This is a genomic window from Pandoraea sp. LA3, from assembly GCF_022696215.1.
Lineage (GTDB): Bacteria > Pseudomonadota > Gammaproteobacteria > Burkholderiales > Burkholderiaceae > Pandoraea > Pandoraea capi.
In genome coordinates this window covers 199308-212789 of the sequence record NZ_PTPY01000035.1, presented here as the reverse complement: position 1 = coordinate 212789, position 13482 = coordinate 199308, and the positions used below count along the sequence as shown (strand labels likewise).

The 13482-nt window shown below is 63.3% G+C and carries 13 protein-coding genes; 7 read left to right on the top strand and 6 right to left on the bottom strand.

Translation table 11 applies throughout. The annotated features are described in order from the left end of the window. Window positions 1–80: 80 nt before the first annotated feature. Together C5N93_RS16280 and C5N93_RS16275 are read right to left on the bottom strand one after the other, a co-directional pair. Window positions 81–1181, bottom strand: coding sequence for a mechanosensitive ion channel family protein (locus tag C5N93_RS16280; protein WP_242560103.1), 1101 nt, complete (start codon window positions 1179–1181; stop codon window positions 81–83). A gap of 307 nt (window positions 1182–1488) precedes the next feature. Continuing rightward, on the bottom strand, window positions 1489–1944 hold the full coding sequence (locus C5N93_RS16275; protein ID WP_242560431.1) for a lipocalin-like domain-containing protein: 456 nt from the start codon (window positions 1942–1944) through the stop codon (window positions 1489–1491). 247 nt (window positions 1945–2191) lie between these two features. Here C5N93_RS16275 and C5N93_RS16270 point away from each other — a divergent pair, with 247 nt between their 5' ends. Further along, window positions 2192–3064: a LysR substrate-binding domain-containing protein gene (locus C5N93_RS16270; protein WP_242560102.1), complete on the top strand. Its 873-nt coding sequence runs from the start codon at window positions 2192–2194 to the stop codon at window positions 3062–3064. A 5-nt stretch (window positions 3065–3069) separates the two neighbouring features. Here C5N93_RS16270 and C5N93_RS16265 read toward each other — a convergent pair whose 3' ends face one another. Together C5N93_RS16265 and C5N93_RS16260 are read right to left on the bottom strand one after the other, a co-directional pair. After that, the gene (locus tag C5N93_RS16265; RefSeq protein WP_242560101.1) at window positions 3070–3723 is read right to left on the bottom strand and encodes an arylsulfatase; all 654 of its coding nucleotides are present in this window, start codon (window positions 3721–3723) and stop codon (window positions 3070–3072) included. Between the two features lie 179 nt (window positions 3724–3902). Next, the gene (locus C5N93_RS16260; protein WP_242560100.1) at window positions 3903–4775 is read right to left on the bottom strand and encodes a LysR family transcriptional regulator; all 873 of its coding nucleotides are present in this window, start codon (window positions 4773–4775) and stop codon (window positions 3903–3905) included. Between the two features lie 124 nt (window positions 4776–4899). Between C5N93_RS16260 and C5N93_RS16255 the strand changes: the two genes are divergently transcribed. Then, complete coding sequence (locus tag C5N93_RS16255; protein WP_242560099.1) at window positions 4900–5787, top strand: NAD(P)-dependent oxidoreductase; 888 nt, start codon at window positions 4900–4902, stop codon at window positions 5785–5787. 95 nt (window positions 5788–5882) lie between these two features. Further along, a complete protein-coding gene (locus C5N93_RS16250) occupies window positions 5883–7082 on the top strand; it encodes an enolase C-terminal domain-like protein (protein ID WP_242560098.1) in 1200 nt (399 codons plus the stop codon). Between the two features lie 64 nt (window positions 7083–7146). Here the strand turns inward: C5N93_RS16250 and C5N93_RS16245 are convergent, their stop codons facing one another. Then, window positions 7147–7614, bottom strand: a complete 468-nt coding sequence (locus C5N93_RS16245) for an NUDIX hydrolase (RefSeq protein WP_242560097.1) — start codon at window positions 7612–7614, stop codon at window positions 7147–7149. A gap of 121 nt (window positions 7615–7735) precedes the next feature. Next, window positions 7736–8701, bottom strand: a complete 966-nt coding sequence (locus C5N93_RS16240) for a LysR substrate-binding domain-containing protein (RefSeq protein WP_242560096.1) — start codon at window positions 8699–8701, stop codon at window positions 7736–7738. 136 nt (window positions 8702–8837) lie between these two features. Between C5N93_RS16240 and C5N93_RS16235 the strand changes: the two genes are divergently transcribed. Genes C5N93_RS16235 through C5N93_RS16220 form a run of 4 tightly spaced genes read left to right on the top strand, consistent with a single transcriptional unit; the run spans window position 8838 to window position 13385 of the window. Beyond that, a complete protein-coding gene (locus C5N93_RS16235) occupies window positions 8838–10397 on the top strand; it encodes a sugar ABC transporter ATP-binding protein (RefSeq protein ID WP_242560095.1) in 1560 nt (519 codons plus the stop codon). Continuing rightward, window positions 10384–11334 (top strand): ABC transporter permease, encoded by a 951-nt coding sequence (locus tag C5N93_RS16230; protein WP_242560094.1) that lies wholly within the window; start codon window positions 10384–10386, stop codon window positions 11332–11334. Before C5N93_RS16235 ends, C5N93_RS16230 begins: the two co-directional genes overlap by 14 nt. A gap of 11 nt (window positions 11335–11345) precedes the next feature. Then, on the top strand, window positions 11346–12371 hold the full coding sequence (locus C5N93_RS16225; RefSeq protein ID WP_242560093.1) for an ABC transporter permease: 1026 nt from the start codon (window positions 11346–11348) through the stop codon (window positions 12369–12371). Window positions 12372–12428: 57 nt separating this feature from the next. Then, complete coding sequence (locus C5N93_RS16220) at window positions 12429–13385, top strand: TMAO reductase system protein TorT (protein ID WP_242560092.1); 957 nt, start codon at window positions 12429–12431, stop codon at window positions 13383–13385. Window positions 13386–13482 lie beyond the last annotated feature (97 nt).

Genomic DNA, 13482 nt, shown 5'->3' with positions numbered 1-13482 from the left:
ACGATCGGAATCCTCGTGGATGCGATCGATCCTACCACGCCGCAATGAACGTGCCAGCACGTGTGCGACGTCCAGCAGACTCAGTGTGTTGCCGACGCCACGTCAGGTAGTTTGGGCGGCTCAGGCGCCTGCGCGAAATACTGAACACTGGCCGGAATCGCAAACCGGATGTCCTGCGCCAGAAACGCGCGCATGAGCGCGAGGTTGATGTCCTGCTGCAAGTCCATATAGAGGTTGTAATCCGGACTGAGCACGAAGTAGACGACCTCGAAGTCGAGCGAACTCGCGCCGAACTGCTTGAAGTGCGCCCGATCGAAGCGCGTTTTGCCCGACGCCTGCACGACCTCCTTCACCAGCGCAGGCACCATCGCGAGCTTGTCGGGCACCGTGTGATAGCTCACGCTGAACGTGAACACGATACGTCGCTCGGACATGCGCTTGTAGTTGTGCAGCGTGTTCTTGAGCAATTCGGTATTGCCGCAGACGATCTCCTCGCCGCTCAGGCTGCGAATACGCGTGGTCTTGAGACCGATGCGCTCGATCGTCCCCGCCACGTCGCCGAAGACGATGAAGTCGCCCACTTCGAAAGGCTTGTCGAGCCCGATCGCCAGCGACGCAAACAGGTCGCTGAGCACGTTCTGCACGGCGAGCGCTACGGCTACGCCGCCGATGCCGAGGCTGGCAACGAATGCCGTGATGTTCACGCCGAAGTTCGCCAGCATCGCAAGCAGCAGTACGGCCCAGGCAAGCACACGCACCGTCCACGCTGTCATGGTGACGATCACCGGGTTATCCGGCTCGGTGGCGCGATGCTGCATACGACGCGTCGACCACGCGCCGACCGCGCGATTCACCCACAACGCAAGTTGCAGGCAAAAGAGCACGGTCCAGCCATGCACGATCGCGGTGTCCCACTTCTCGCCGAGGTCGAGCATCTTCAGGCCGATGAGCAACGCGGCGACGAAGATCACGAAATGGCGCGTCGCCCCGAGCACTTCGGCGAACACGCTTGCGGCCGGCGATTGCAAACGCCTCGACAGCGCCCCGAACCGACCCAGCGCAAACCGCAACACGCCGCTCAGAATGCCGTAGCTCAACAACATGGCGACCGCCGCGAATAACCAGTCGGCCGGTGAAATGCCTTCGAATGCCTTAAGCGATGTGAGGGTACCGATTTGCAAGCGTGTCCTCCCTGCGTGGGCGTGCGTTGGCGTACGTATGCATACGCACGCGCGCGTCGATGAAAACGTCGATGTGATCGACGGAGCAAGGTGCGTGCCGGGTGGAAGATCAGTCGACCGGACGACCGGCATTCAGGTCGTTCTGATACGAGGTAGACACGTTGGTTCCGGGGAATATCCAACGTATGGGAACGCGCACGCCGGTGTGAGAAACACTGGCCGACGTGCGCCTGAAGCGGCACAAGCCCCGAAAAATTTCCTGTTGATGAAAAGAATGGGGGGGCCGATGCCCCGACCATCGCCCCGATCAGTTCAGCCGTTGCCAGATCGAGATCGGAACATCGCCATTGGGACGCGGCACCACGCGATAGCTCAACTCATTGCCCTTGAGCTCGAAGTTGCGCTTCTGTTGCTCCCCCTCCCAATTCGGAAAGGACGCGTTCTGAATGTGAAACGTCAGCGTGCCCTTCGCCGGATCGACGCTGATGATGCCGATGTGGGTACTCGATCCCATCACGGCCGCCTTGTATTCCTCGGGCGTTCCCGTGGCCTTGTCGCCGGAAGCGAACCGGGGACGCTCCGCCTTGAAAATCTGCAACGAGTAATGGCCCTGCGCATCGATCAGCAACAATCCCTTGGGCGCGGCGCCGTAATCCCGACCGCGCGAACCATCAGGATGCTGAACATCGGCCGCGACCAGCGTCCACGTTCCTACGAACGAAGGATCGATGGCAGCGGCGTCCGCGCGCGGGGCGGCCGCCATCAACGTGCAAGCCGATAACGCGGCGACGAACATGCTGCGCTTGAAAATCGTCTGGCTACTCATACCGAAAATTTCTCCATGAACGCGTTCCATGACAGGTCGAAATGGCACGCAAAGAATGGCCTGATCGGTAGAGGCGGAGGTACGTGACGAGCGCCACCGAATCCATGGCCCGCACAAATGATAGCCAGACGAACCGTGCAATGAATGCGATAATTCAGCATCAACCATTCGGAAAAACTGAACGATGCCGTTACCTAATCTCGATATGGACGCGCTCCGGACGTTTCTCGCAACCCAGCAGCTCGGCAGCCTGAATCGCGCCGCCGAGCGGATCGGCCGCTCGCAATCGGCGGTCAGTCAGCAGATGCGCAAGCTGGAGGAACAGGTCGGCCATCCGCTATTTCGCCGACAGGGGCGCGGGCTCGCGCTGACGGACGCCGGCGACATGATCCTTTCCTACGCGCACCGCATTCTCGATCTCAACGACGAGGCCGTGCTGGCCGTGCGCGGCGCGTCCATCGAGGGCGTCGTCCGCTTCGGCCTGCCGGGCGACTTTGCCGAAACGTGGCTTCCGGCAGCGCTCGGACGGTTCAAGAAAACGCATCCGGTAGTGCGAGTGGAAGTTGCCGTCGAGCGAAACGGCGTGCTGCTCGAACGACTGGATCGCGGTGAACTCGATCTCGCGCTCGTCATGGGCAACGAGCACCGACCCGATGCCGAACCGCTGGCGACACTGCCGATGACGTGGATCGGCCCGGCCGACACCGACACGCTCGTCCGCCCCGGCCACGCGCTGGATCTGGCCCTGTACAACCCGCCCTGTTTCTTCCGGCGCGCCGGCATCGAAGCGCTCGATAACGCCAACATTTCGTGGCGACTGGCCTACACGACGGCCAGTCTGCAAAGCCTGTGGTCAGGCGTTGCCGCAGGTCTGGGCATCACCTTGCGAACCGGAGCGGGCATTCCCTCGTCGCTCAGACGGCTCGGTGCGCGGGAAGGCCTTCCCCCGCTACCGTCCGTGAAGCTGTGCCTGCACGGACGACATCAGGACACCTCGCCTGCGCTGGCGCAACTCAAGCAAGTCGTGACTGAGTGCGCTGGCGAGCATTTGTCGTAGCCGGGCTAGCGCGGCGCCGCCGCACCGAGGACGGTACGAAGCGCCGCATGCGCGCTGTCGAGCGGCCGCCGGTCATCGTCGGCAAGATCCAGCGCCGCCGCCATCCAGGGATGGGCGTAGGCCACGACATCCGCACCGGCGTCGAAGGCATCGTTCGCGGCGGCGGCGATGCGCGCATAGCACTCACGTGCCTCGCCGGCGTTGCCGCTGCTGAAAAGCGTCCAGGCGTGCTCGACGAGGACCACGTCGATCGACGTCGTCCTGTCGCTGGCGTACTGCTTGAAAAGCTGCCGGTTCGGTTCGATGGTGGATTCGACCGCACACAACACCACGATTTTTCCACCGATGCGATTCGCCTCGACGGCCAACGCAACGTCGGCTCTCACGATGGGTACCGGTGGGTGCGCGATGCTATCGGCGGCGGCGCCAAGCGTTGCACACGTCAGAATGACGGCATCGGCCTCGGCCGCCAGTGCCAGAAGACGACGGCTCGCTTCGGCCTTCACCTCCTCCGGCATCGTCCCCGCGCGCTGCACCGCCTCGCGAAGCTCCGGCCGAAGTTCATGTCGCAGGTCTTCCTCTGCAACGCCAAGACGTTTGGCCGTGTCCTCGAACAAGCGCTGATTGCTCTGGACCGTATGTAAAAAAGATATGCGCATTGCCTGCTCCCCTTCGTTGTCGGTCCGTCTTGTGCTTGCCGAGCGATGTCGGAAGCCGCGACGGAAATGCTTGCGTCGAGAGGATTGTTTCGGCTCGGCAATGGCCTAACAAGGCAACGTCTTTTACCGGTATGTTTTCTACCCCCCAACACTCGACAACCGGCACCCGGCACCCGGCATTACTTCGCCGCCACGCATTGCCCCACGACTGATGAGAGCACGTCGACGAATTCCGCGCAGACCGCCGTCAGATGGCTGCGCTCGAACAAACGCAGTTCAAGCGCAGGCAGTCTGGGGAGTCCGCCCGCGCTCAACGCTTGAATGCCGCGCGGCACGCGGTGCGCCGTTCGCACCGATACCCCTTGTCCGAAACGCAGGGCAGCCCACACCCCGGGCAGGCTCGGCGTGGTCAGCGCGAGCCGCCATGCGCGTTGCTTGCCGTCGAGCGCGCGCATCGCCGCCTGACGAAACAGGCACGGATGATCGAACAGCACGAGCGGCACCGGCTGGCCGGGATCGGGCCATCGTCGCAGCCGATGACTCGCGTACCAGTACAGCGGCAACGTGGCGAGCAACGTGCCGGTGCGCGACTGCCCTGGCTCGGCGAACGCGATGGCCATGTCGAGCTTGCCCACACGCACCTCTTCTTCGAGCGCGTAATTCCGGCCCGCCCGCACGTCGACATGCACGTCCGGACGAACCCGTGCGAACCGGGCCATGGCAATCGGCAGAATGTCCTCACAGAAATCCTGGGGAAGACCGATACGGATCGATACGGTAGAAGCACTCGCCCCGAGCGCGACCGCCGCTTCGTCATGCAGCTCGATGATGCGGCGTCCGTAATTCAGCAACGTATCGCCCGCTTCCGTGAGGACCAGCCGACGCCCCTGCCGCTCGAACAGCACCTGTCCGGCCTGCTCCTCCAGACGCTTGAGCTGCATGCTCACGGCGGATTGAGACCGTCCAAGCTGCACGGCGGCGCGCGCGAAGCTGCCGAGATCGATCCCGGCCACCATCGTGCGCAATGCATCGACATCAAATCGTGTCGTCATGAATTCATCCGTTTTTGTGAAGTGTCACTTAAGATATTTTCGATATTAATAAGTATAGGATTCGAATATAGTCGACCGCAAAGTTTCCAGCCAATGAACCTGCGCACCGACAAAGGATGCAACCATGACCGACATGGCACCGATTGGATTTATCGGCCTCGGCACGATGGGCGAGCCGATGGCATTGAATCTTCGCCGTTCAGGCGCCCCGCTCGTCGTGTGGAACCGATCGTCTGAGAAGTGCGAGCGTCTGGCCGCCGCAGGCGCAGAGGTCGCGCCGGATGCGAACGCCGTGTTCGCCCGATGCACGACCGTCATGTTGATGCTCATGGACGGCAAGGCCATCGACGCCGTGCTCGCGCGCGGCACGCCGGCATTTGCTGCGCGCGTCGAGGGACACACCGTCGTGAACCTGTCGACCGTCGAGCCGGAGTATTCGCAGGCGTTGGCCGACGACATCCGCGCTGCCGGCGGACGCTTCGTCGAAGCGCCCGTATCTGGCTCGCGCATCCCGGCGGAAAAAGGCGAGCTTGTCGCCATGTTGTCGGGCACGCCCGAAGACGTCGACGCCATCAGCGACCGTCTGGCGCCGATGTGCCGTCAACACTTCACCTGCGGCCCCGTGCCCGGCGCCTTGCGCATGAAGCTGGCGGTCAATACGTTCCTGATTACGATGGTCACCGGTCTGGCCGAGGCGGCACGCTTCGCCGACGGGCACGGCCTGGACATGCGCCGTTTCGCCGAGATCCTCGATGCCGGTCCGATGTGCAGCGCCGTGTCGCGCGTCAAGATCGGCAAGCTGCGAGACAACGATCTGGCGAAACAGGCGAGCATCACCGACGTGTTGAAGAACAGCGATCTGGTGATGAATGCCGCCGGTCTGGCGGGCATCACCATGCCGCTCATGCAGGTCTGCCGTGACCTGTACGCGCAAACCGAGTCGATGGGCTTCGGCGAGCAGGACATGGTGGCTGTCGTCAAAGCCATCGAACGCGCGTCGCACACCGCTTGACGCAATACCGGAACGCATCCGACGAGATCAGGAAAATCCTGTGATCCAGCGATGCTGACGGACAAGAACGCAAACGGGGCGGAGGAGGAGACACGGTGCGAATTATCGAAGTCAGGGAACTGACGATTCCGATATCCCGCTACGCCGACAGCACCATTGCGTCAGGCGGACTGACGACGAGTCTGGTGGCGGTGATCACCGATGTCATACGATCCGGTGCGCCGGTCGTCGGTTACGGCTTCGCTTCCGTCGGACGCTTCGGCCAAGGCGGCCTGATCCGCGAGCGCTTCGCACCACGCCTCATTGCGGCCGACACGCTGTCCGACGAGGCCGGCAACGAGTTGGACCCGCTGCGCGCGTGGTCGGTCATGATGCAGGGAGAAAAGCCAGGCGGGCATGGCGAGCGCTGCGTTGCTGTCGGCACGCTCGACATGGCGATCTGGGATGCTGCGGCCAAGATCGCCGACCAGCCGCTGTATCGGTACGTGTCGGAACGTCTGTCCCCGGCAGGTCTGTCCACGGCGCTTCTGTCCCCTGCACTTCTGTCCCAATACGCACTGCCCCCGCGCGTTTCGGTCTATGCCGGTGGCGGATACCGCTATCCCAAAGACGATCTCCGCCGTCTGTCCGACGAGATTCGCTATTTCACCGACCTCGGTTTCACCCGCGCCAAGATCAAGGTGGGCACCGATCTCGATCAGGATCTGGCGCGCATCGATACCGCCGCCTCAAGGCTCGCAGGCCCATCGCATCTGGCCGTGGACGCGATGAACACCTACGACCTCGCCAACGCACTGCGTGCCGCACGTGCGTTCGCACCGCTTGGGTTAGCGTGGTTCGAGGACATCTGCGATCCGCTGGATTTCGAAACGCTGTCGCGCGTGGCGTCGATCTACGGGCATCCGATCGCCGCCGGCGAGGCGCTGTTCTCGCGCGCCGAGGCCCGGTTACTCGATCTGCATGGAGGCTTGCGGCAAACGCAGGACATCCTCCTGTTCGATCCCACGCATTGCTACGGGCTGACGCATTACTACGAGATGGTGATCGACATGATCGGGCGCGGCTGGCCTCGCACCGCATTCTGGCCGCACGGCGGGCACCTGTTCGGGCTGCATGTCGTGGCGGCTCTGCATCTCGGTGGGGCGGAACTCAATCCATCGGCCTTCGCGCCATTTCAGGCAATGCCTCACGAACTGAGCATCGAAGACGGCATGATCGATTTGCCGCAGGCCCCCGGCATCGGCTTCGAATTACAGGACGATACCCGCCGGGCGTTCCGACAGTTGCTGGACTGACAGACGGGGATATGTCGTGCAGTGGGAAGCGACGCCCGCACATGCCTGTATCGCCGTCGGGTGCCTATTGGCGAGCGTGCAACAACGCGTACGCTTCGTGCACGACATCCATCACGCCGAAGCTCATGACAAGGCCGGCGTTGTCGAGCGCATCCAGATCCCACCATCGCGCTTCGAGAGCGTCGTCGCCGGCCACGGGTTCGCCTGCGACCCAATGGCAGAGTACGGCGATCAGCACGAAGTGATGGCGCAAAACGCCGCCCTCACCCTTATCAAGCACATCGACCGCCGTGAACGTCTTCACTGCGTCGGCGGTGACCGACGTCTCTTCGAATATCTCGCGCGTCGCGGCTGCCATGATCGACTCGCCCCGGTCGATCTTGCCGCCGGGGAAGCCCCAATATCCGGCGTCCGGTTCGTTACGGCGCCTGACCAGCAGCACGCGCCCGTCTTTGAAAACCACACCGATCGTTGCCGCAACGGGGCCCACGTGTTGTGGTTTCGATGCTGCCGAGTCGATTGCCGACGTCATTACCCGCCTCTCTGAACAAAAAATGGGCCGACCACAACGATCATCGCGATCACTGCGATCAAAGGTCACCGCACTGACGTCAAAGCTTACGCGCTCATGCCCGCACGGACAACACAACAGATCAACCCACGAGCCCTTGCGCGGCCAGTACAGGCGCACTCTCGGCCGCAATCCACTCGCGAAACGCTGCAATCGCGGGTTCGTCCGCCCGCTCGCGCCGATAGATCACGTAGTAGTCGCCTGCGCTGGCTACCCGTGCAGGCGAAGCGATGACCAGATCGCCGGACGCTAGCTGATCTTCGACCACGACGTCGGGCACGAGCGCCACGCCACGACCGTCGAGCGCCGCGCGCACCGACATGAAGAAGTGGCCGAAATGCAGATCGCGCGCACCGGGCCGGTAGGCCACGCCCTGCGTGCCGAACCAGTCTTCCCAGGCATGCGCACGGGAATCGGTGTGGATGAGCGGCAGACGCTGTAGTGCGGGCGGATCGAGCATCGTCAGTTTGCCCAGCAACGCAGGTCGGCACACGGGGACCAACACGTCGGCGAAGAGTCGGTCGTTGCTGACGCCTTTCCACTCCACCGTCATGACCAGATCGACACGCGGCGCGCCTTTGCGACGACGTTGCGCCGGCGGTTTTCCCACGCGAATCGCAATGTCGATGCCGTCGCGCTCGAACGACACCGGGGCAATCGACGTATGCAGCCGAACCTCGACGTTTTGATGTAGTTGCGTGAACTTCGCGAGCCGTGGCATCAGCCAGGTCGAAGCCAACGTGGGCAGGATACTGACGACCAGACTGCGCTTGACGTCTCGCGGCGCCAGCTCACGCGAAGCCACCTCAATCGCGTTGAACGACTTCTCCACCGTGCGAAAGAGTCGTTGCCCGGCCTCCGTCAATTCGATTTCACGCGTTAGCCGGTTGAACAGTCTTACGCCGTAATGGGCTTCCAGATTCTTGATATGCCGACTCACGGCGCTTTGCGTCACGCAAAGCTCGTCGGCGGCCACCGTAAAGCTAAGATGCCGGGCGGCGCATTCGAAGGCACGCAACGACAGCAGATTGGGCAGATCTCGTCTCACGATGTCGAAGTATCAGGTCGCGTCATGCATGAGTCTAGCTCATGCGTCGAGGCGATCAAATTGTTTGTAGACGGAAATTTGGCGGCTAACGATGGATCCCGTGCAAAGCGCAATCACGCGCAAGCAGGAGGAGAGGATGACCATCAACGACCGCCCCCGGGCACTGCTCGATGCCCGTGGACTCGCAAAATCGTTCGGTGCGACGCAGGCGCTGCGTCAGGCGAACCTGCGTGTGCAATCGGGCGAAGTGCACGCGCTCATGGGTGAGAACGGCGCGGGCAAGAGCACGCTGGTCAAGATGCTCGTAGGCGCGCTCAAACCCGACGCGGGCGAGATCGTTTTGCAGGGACAGCGATGTGAATTTCACTCGGTGCGCGACGCCATCGCCGCCGGTGTCGTGCCGGTGTATCAGCACGCCACCGTGTTCCCGGAACTGACAGTCGAAGAAAACCTGCGAGCATTCGATATTGCTCGGGCGCAGCCGTTCGGCCGCCGTGCAGCCAGCGCGCACCGCGACGGCCTGCTAACGGTAGCGCACCGGATCGGCCTTCATGTGGACGCCCGTCAACCCGTCGCCAGTTTGTCGATGGCCGAGCGCCAGTTGCTCGAAATCGCGCGTGGCGTAGCCGCGCAATGCCGCGTACTCATTCTTGACGAGCCGACCGCAGCCCTCAACGAGCATGAGACTGAGCGCCTTTTCACCGCGGTGGCATCGCTTAAGGCCGAAGGACTCGGCATCGTCTTCATCAGTCACAAGCTCGGTGAAATTACCCGCATCTGCGATGTCGTAACTGTTCTGCGAGATGGCGCAACCGTGATCGATGCAGCGCCGATCGGCACGTTGTCGCATCGCCAGATCGTCGAAGGCATGGTCGGCCCTGTGGCTGAGCGCGAACCCCGCGAACCGGGATCGGTCGGTGCCCCCCGTCTGATCGTGCGGCAAGCGGCGTGCCAATCGCGATTCTCCGATCTGACACTGAGCGTCGGCGCCGGCGAAGTGGTGGGCGTCGTGGGACTCATGGGTGCCGGCGCCATCGAAGTCGGAGAAGCGCTGGCCGGTGCGCGCCCGCTGTCTGACGGCGACATTTCGGTCGACGGTCATGCGCTGGCCGGTGCGTCGCGCATGCGATTCATGCAGCACGGCGTGGGCTTTGTACCCGCTGACCGCAGCGCCGAGGGCATTCTGCCCGGCCTGAGCTGCGCCACCAACGCTGCGGCCTCGACGTTCGGCGCGATCGCTCGCGCACGCATGTTGACGGCGCGCATGGAGCGGCAGGCGTCGGCGTCGTGGTTCGAAGCGTTGCGTGTCAAACCCGCCGACGCCAGTTTGCCCATCGACGCACTCAGCGGCGGCAATCAGCAAAAGGTCATGCTGATTCGCAATCTGGTGCTTCCCGGCCTGTCGGTCCTCGTGGTGATCGAACCGACTCGTGGTGTCGACGTCCATGCACGCGCCGCGATCCACGACGCGCTGATCGACGCCTCGCGGCGCGGCATCGCCATTGTGATCGCATCGACGGACACCGATGAGGTGGTCACGCTCGCGCATCGCATCGTCGTGATGCGCGCGGGCCGCCCGGCAGGGGAGCTACCGCGCGGCACGCCATTGGAAGACGTCATCGCACGCATTGCCGACACCTCGCCCGTGACCTCGCCCCGTACTACCGAACAGGAGATGAACCATGCAGCGGTTTGAACGCGTGCCGCCGGCACTCTGGGTCGGTCTGGCATTACTGGTGGTCTGCTGGGTCGCGGTGCCTCGCTTCGGCACCGTCAGCAATCTCGCGAACCTCTCGCGCGTGGCGTCGATTCTCCTGCTCGCTGCGTTGGGACAAACGATCGTGATCATCGTGCGCGGCATCGATTTCTCGATCGGATCGGCCGTCGCACTGTTCAGCGTGACCGCGGTCATGACCGGCGCGCAATACGGCACCGGTGGCGCTTTCGCACTCGCAACGCTGGCCGTACTCGGACTCGGCCTCGTCAACGGCCTGTTGATCGGCGTGATGCAGGCCCCGCCTTTTCTGGTCACGCTGGGCTCGATGATCGCCGTGCACGGACTTTGCGGCGCGATGGTAGGTGGCATGCCGCTCGACGCACCGGCAGACATCGACTTCTCCACGCTCGTGCAAACCACATGGCTAGGCATTTCCGCACCGGTATGGCTTGCGCTGGGAAGTTTCGCGGGGGTCAGCGTCATCTTGAGTTTCACCAACTTCGGCCGCGAGTTATTCGCCCTGGGCAGTAACGAAACCGCGGCGAAACTCGCGGGTATTCCGGTACGCCGTCGCGTAGTCGGTGCCTATCTGTTTAACGCCCTGCTGGTCGCGGCGGCGGGTGCGGTACTCACCTCACGGCTCGGCTCGGGTCAGCCGAATCTGTATCCGGGGCTACCGTTCGAAGCGATTGCCGCTTGCGCCGTCGGTGGCGTGCCGCTCGCCGGTGGCAAGGGCGGCGCACTGCACACGCTCATCGGCGTGCTGATCCTGACGATTGTCGTCAATGCGCTCGTGCTACTGAATTTGCCGAGTCTCGTACAGAACATGCTGCTGGGCATCGTGATCGTGGGTGCAGTGCTGGCGCGTCAGACAGGAATGAACGGGCGACGCGTGCGCGTGGCCCGTGCGGGATGAGTGGAGAACCTATGGATAACCAGAAAACCATGAGCAGCATCACCATGAACCGGCGTGCGCATCTGCCTGCCCTGCAACTGCCCGGCACGCTGAGCTTGCGGGAACTGTCCGGCGTAGGCGCGCTGATAGTGCTGTGGGTCGTGTTCGCGGTCATGGCGCCAGGCTTCGCCAGTTGGGTCAACATGGGCAACGTGCTGTCGCAAAGCACCTTCTTGCTCGTGCTCTCGGTGGGCCAGATGCTGGTGATCGTGACACGCGGTTTCGACATCTCCGTCGGCCCCGTCGCCGTCCTCGCTTCCATCGTTGCCGCGCAGACGGCGTTGCGAGTTGGCGATACCGCCGCCATCGGCGTTGCCATCGCCATCGGTCTGGCGTTCGGCGCGATCAACGGCTACCTCGTCGCGTACCGCCGCATCGAGCCCGTGATTGTCACGCTGGGCAGCGCACTCGTCGTGCGCGGCGTTGCCACCGCCGCGTCAGGCGGCGCCGACGCCCTGCTTCTGCCCCCGTCGAGCCACCTGCATTCACTCGCTTACCAGACGTGGCTAGGCGTGCCCGCGTTGACCGTGCTCGCCTTGCCGTTACTGCTGCTCGCCTGGTGGCTCGCCATGCGCACGCCGCTGGGTCGCTGGTTCTGCATGATCGGCAGCAATATGAGCGCCGCCGGGCTGGTCGGTGTGCCGGTGCGCCGGGCAGGCATGGCGGCTTACGCCTTGTGCGGCGCGTTCGCCGGTGCGGCAGGGGTGCTGCTGCTCGCACGCAGCGGCTCCGCCGTGGCGGTGGACGGCAACGGCATGGAAATGCAGTCGATTGCCGCGTGCGTCATCGGCGGTATCTCGCTGATGGGCGGCCGGGCGCGCGTCTGGCAGGTCGCTGTCGGTGTGCTGTTCATTCAAGCCTTGCTCAACGGGCTGAATCTGATAGGCGCATCGCCCTTCATGTCGGAACTGGTGCTCGGACTCATCATCGTCGTATGCGGCGGGATGGATTTCCTGATGCAGCAACTTCGCCGCCTGCAAGGTCATTCGGCGTCGTGACGCCCGTCTCAAACATTCAACCGTAATCTATGCACGATCCTGCCAAGGAGATCCTTCATGAAACTCAAACACTCCATGTTCGCCGCCAGCCTCATGCTGGCCCTGTTCGGCACCGCGCATGCGCAGAAGGCCGTGACGATTGGCTACGCCACGCCCGACCTGTCGTCGTCGTTCTGGGTCTCCATGACTTACGGCGTCGAGGATGAAGCCAGGAAACTCGGTGTGAAACTCGTCAAGCTTAACGCGGGCGGCGACGCCAACGTCAGCACGCAGATTTCGCAAATTCAGGATCTCTCGGAGAGCAAGGTCGACGCGATGGTGGTCGGCGCAACCAACGGCGAAGCCGTACGAGGCGCGGTCGAGCACGCCATCGGGGCAGGTATTCCTGTGGTCGGATTGTCGAGCCTGCCGGCCAGCACGAAACTGGCGTCCACCGTCGGCGCTAACCACTACGAGATGGGCCGCCTGCAAGCCCAGTGTCTGGGCGACGCCATGGCTGGCAAGGGCGAAGTGGCGATGATCTCGCAGCAACAAGGGCAGTCGTGGGCGGACCAGCGTCGTCAGGGGTTTCTCGACACGTTGAAGGCGCGTTACCCCGGCATCAAGGTCGTCGCGGAGTCGCGTAATGCCGTGACCCGCAACGACGCCATCAATCTGGTCGACAACTGGCTGCAACGCTTCCCCGATCTGGGCGGGATCTACAACGCCGTCGACGATTCGGCCGCCGGCGCCCTCATCGCGGTGAAGGGGGCGCAGCGCCGTGGCCAGGTCAAGATCAGTGCGTCGAACCTTAGCCAGACGGCGCAGCAGATGATCAAGAGCGGCGATCTGGTCTGCACGTCCGCACAGCAGATCGTGACGCAAGGGCGCGAAGCCTTGCGGCAGGCCGTAGCGGCTGCCGCCCACAAGCCGGTGCAACGCGACGTGCAAGCCCCCTCGATCCTGATCAGTGCGCAGAATCTCACGACGGTCGACTTGTCGCTGCTCAGCGCACCGGCGTCCTACCGTCCGTGATGATGCGTAATGATGCGCAATGACACGCAACGACCCGTCATGGCGCGAACGCACACGCTGGCGCTTACGACATTCTCATCTCACCGAATTGCAGAGG

Excerpts from the sequence above, each read along its gene's own strand:
- C5N93_RS16275 (WP_242560431.1), bottom strand. The coding sequence starts at position 1,944 with ATGGCGGCCGCCCCGCGCGCGGACGCCGCTGCCATCGATCCTTCGTTC.
- C5N93_RS16270 (WP_242560102.1), top strand. The coding sequence starts at position 2,192 with ATGCCGTTACCTAATCTCGATATGGACGCGCTCCGGACGTTTCTCGCA.
- C5N93_RS16260 (WP_242560100.1), bottom strand. The coding sequence starts at position 4,775 with ATGACGACACGATTTGATGTCGATGCATTGCGCACGATGGTGGCCGGG.
- C5N93_RS16225 (WP_242560093.1), top strand. The coding sequence starts at position 11,346 with ATGGATAACCAGAAAACCATGAGCAGCATCACCATGAACCGGCGTGCG.
- C5N93_RS16265 (WP_242560101.1), bottom strand. The coding sequence starts at position 3,723 with ATGCGCATATCTTTTTTACATACGGTCCAGAGCAATCAGCGCTTGTTC.
- C5N93_RS16245 (WP_242560097.1), bottom strand. The coding sequence starts at position 7,614 with ATGACGTCGGCAATCGACTCGGCAGCATCGAAACCACAACACGTGGGC.
- C5N93_RS16255 (WP_242560099.1), top strand. The coding sequence starts at position 4,900 with ATGACCGACATGGCACCGATTGGATTTATCGGCCTCGGCACGATGGGC.
- C5N93_RS16220 (WP_242560092.1), top strand. The coding sequence starts at position 12,429 with ATGAAACTCAAACACTCCATGTTCGCCGCCAGCCTCATGCTGGCCCTG.
- C5N93_RS16235 (WP_242560095.1), top strand. The coding sequence starts at position 8,838 with ATGACCATCAACGACCGCCCCCGGGCACTGCTCGATGCCCGTGGACTC.
- C5N93_RS16230 (WP_242560094.1), top strand. The coding sequence starts at position 10,384 with ATGCAGCGGTTTGAACGCGTGCCGCCGGCACTCTGGGTCGGTCTGGCA.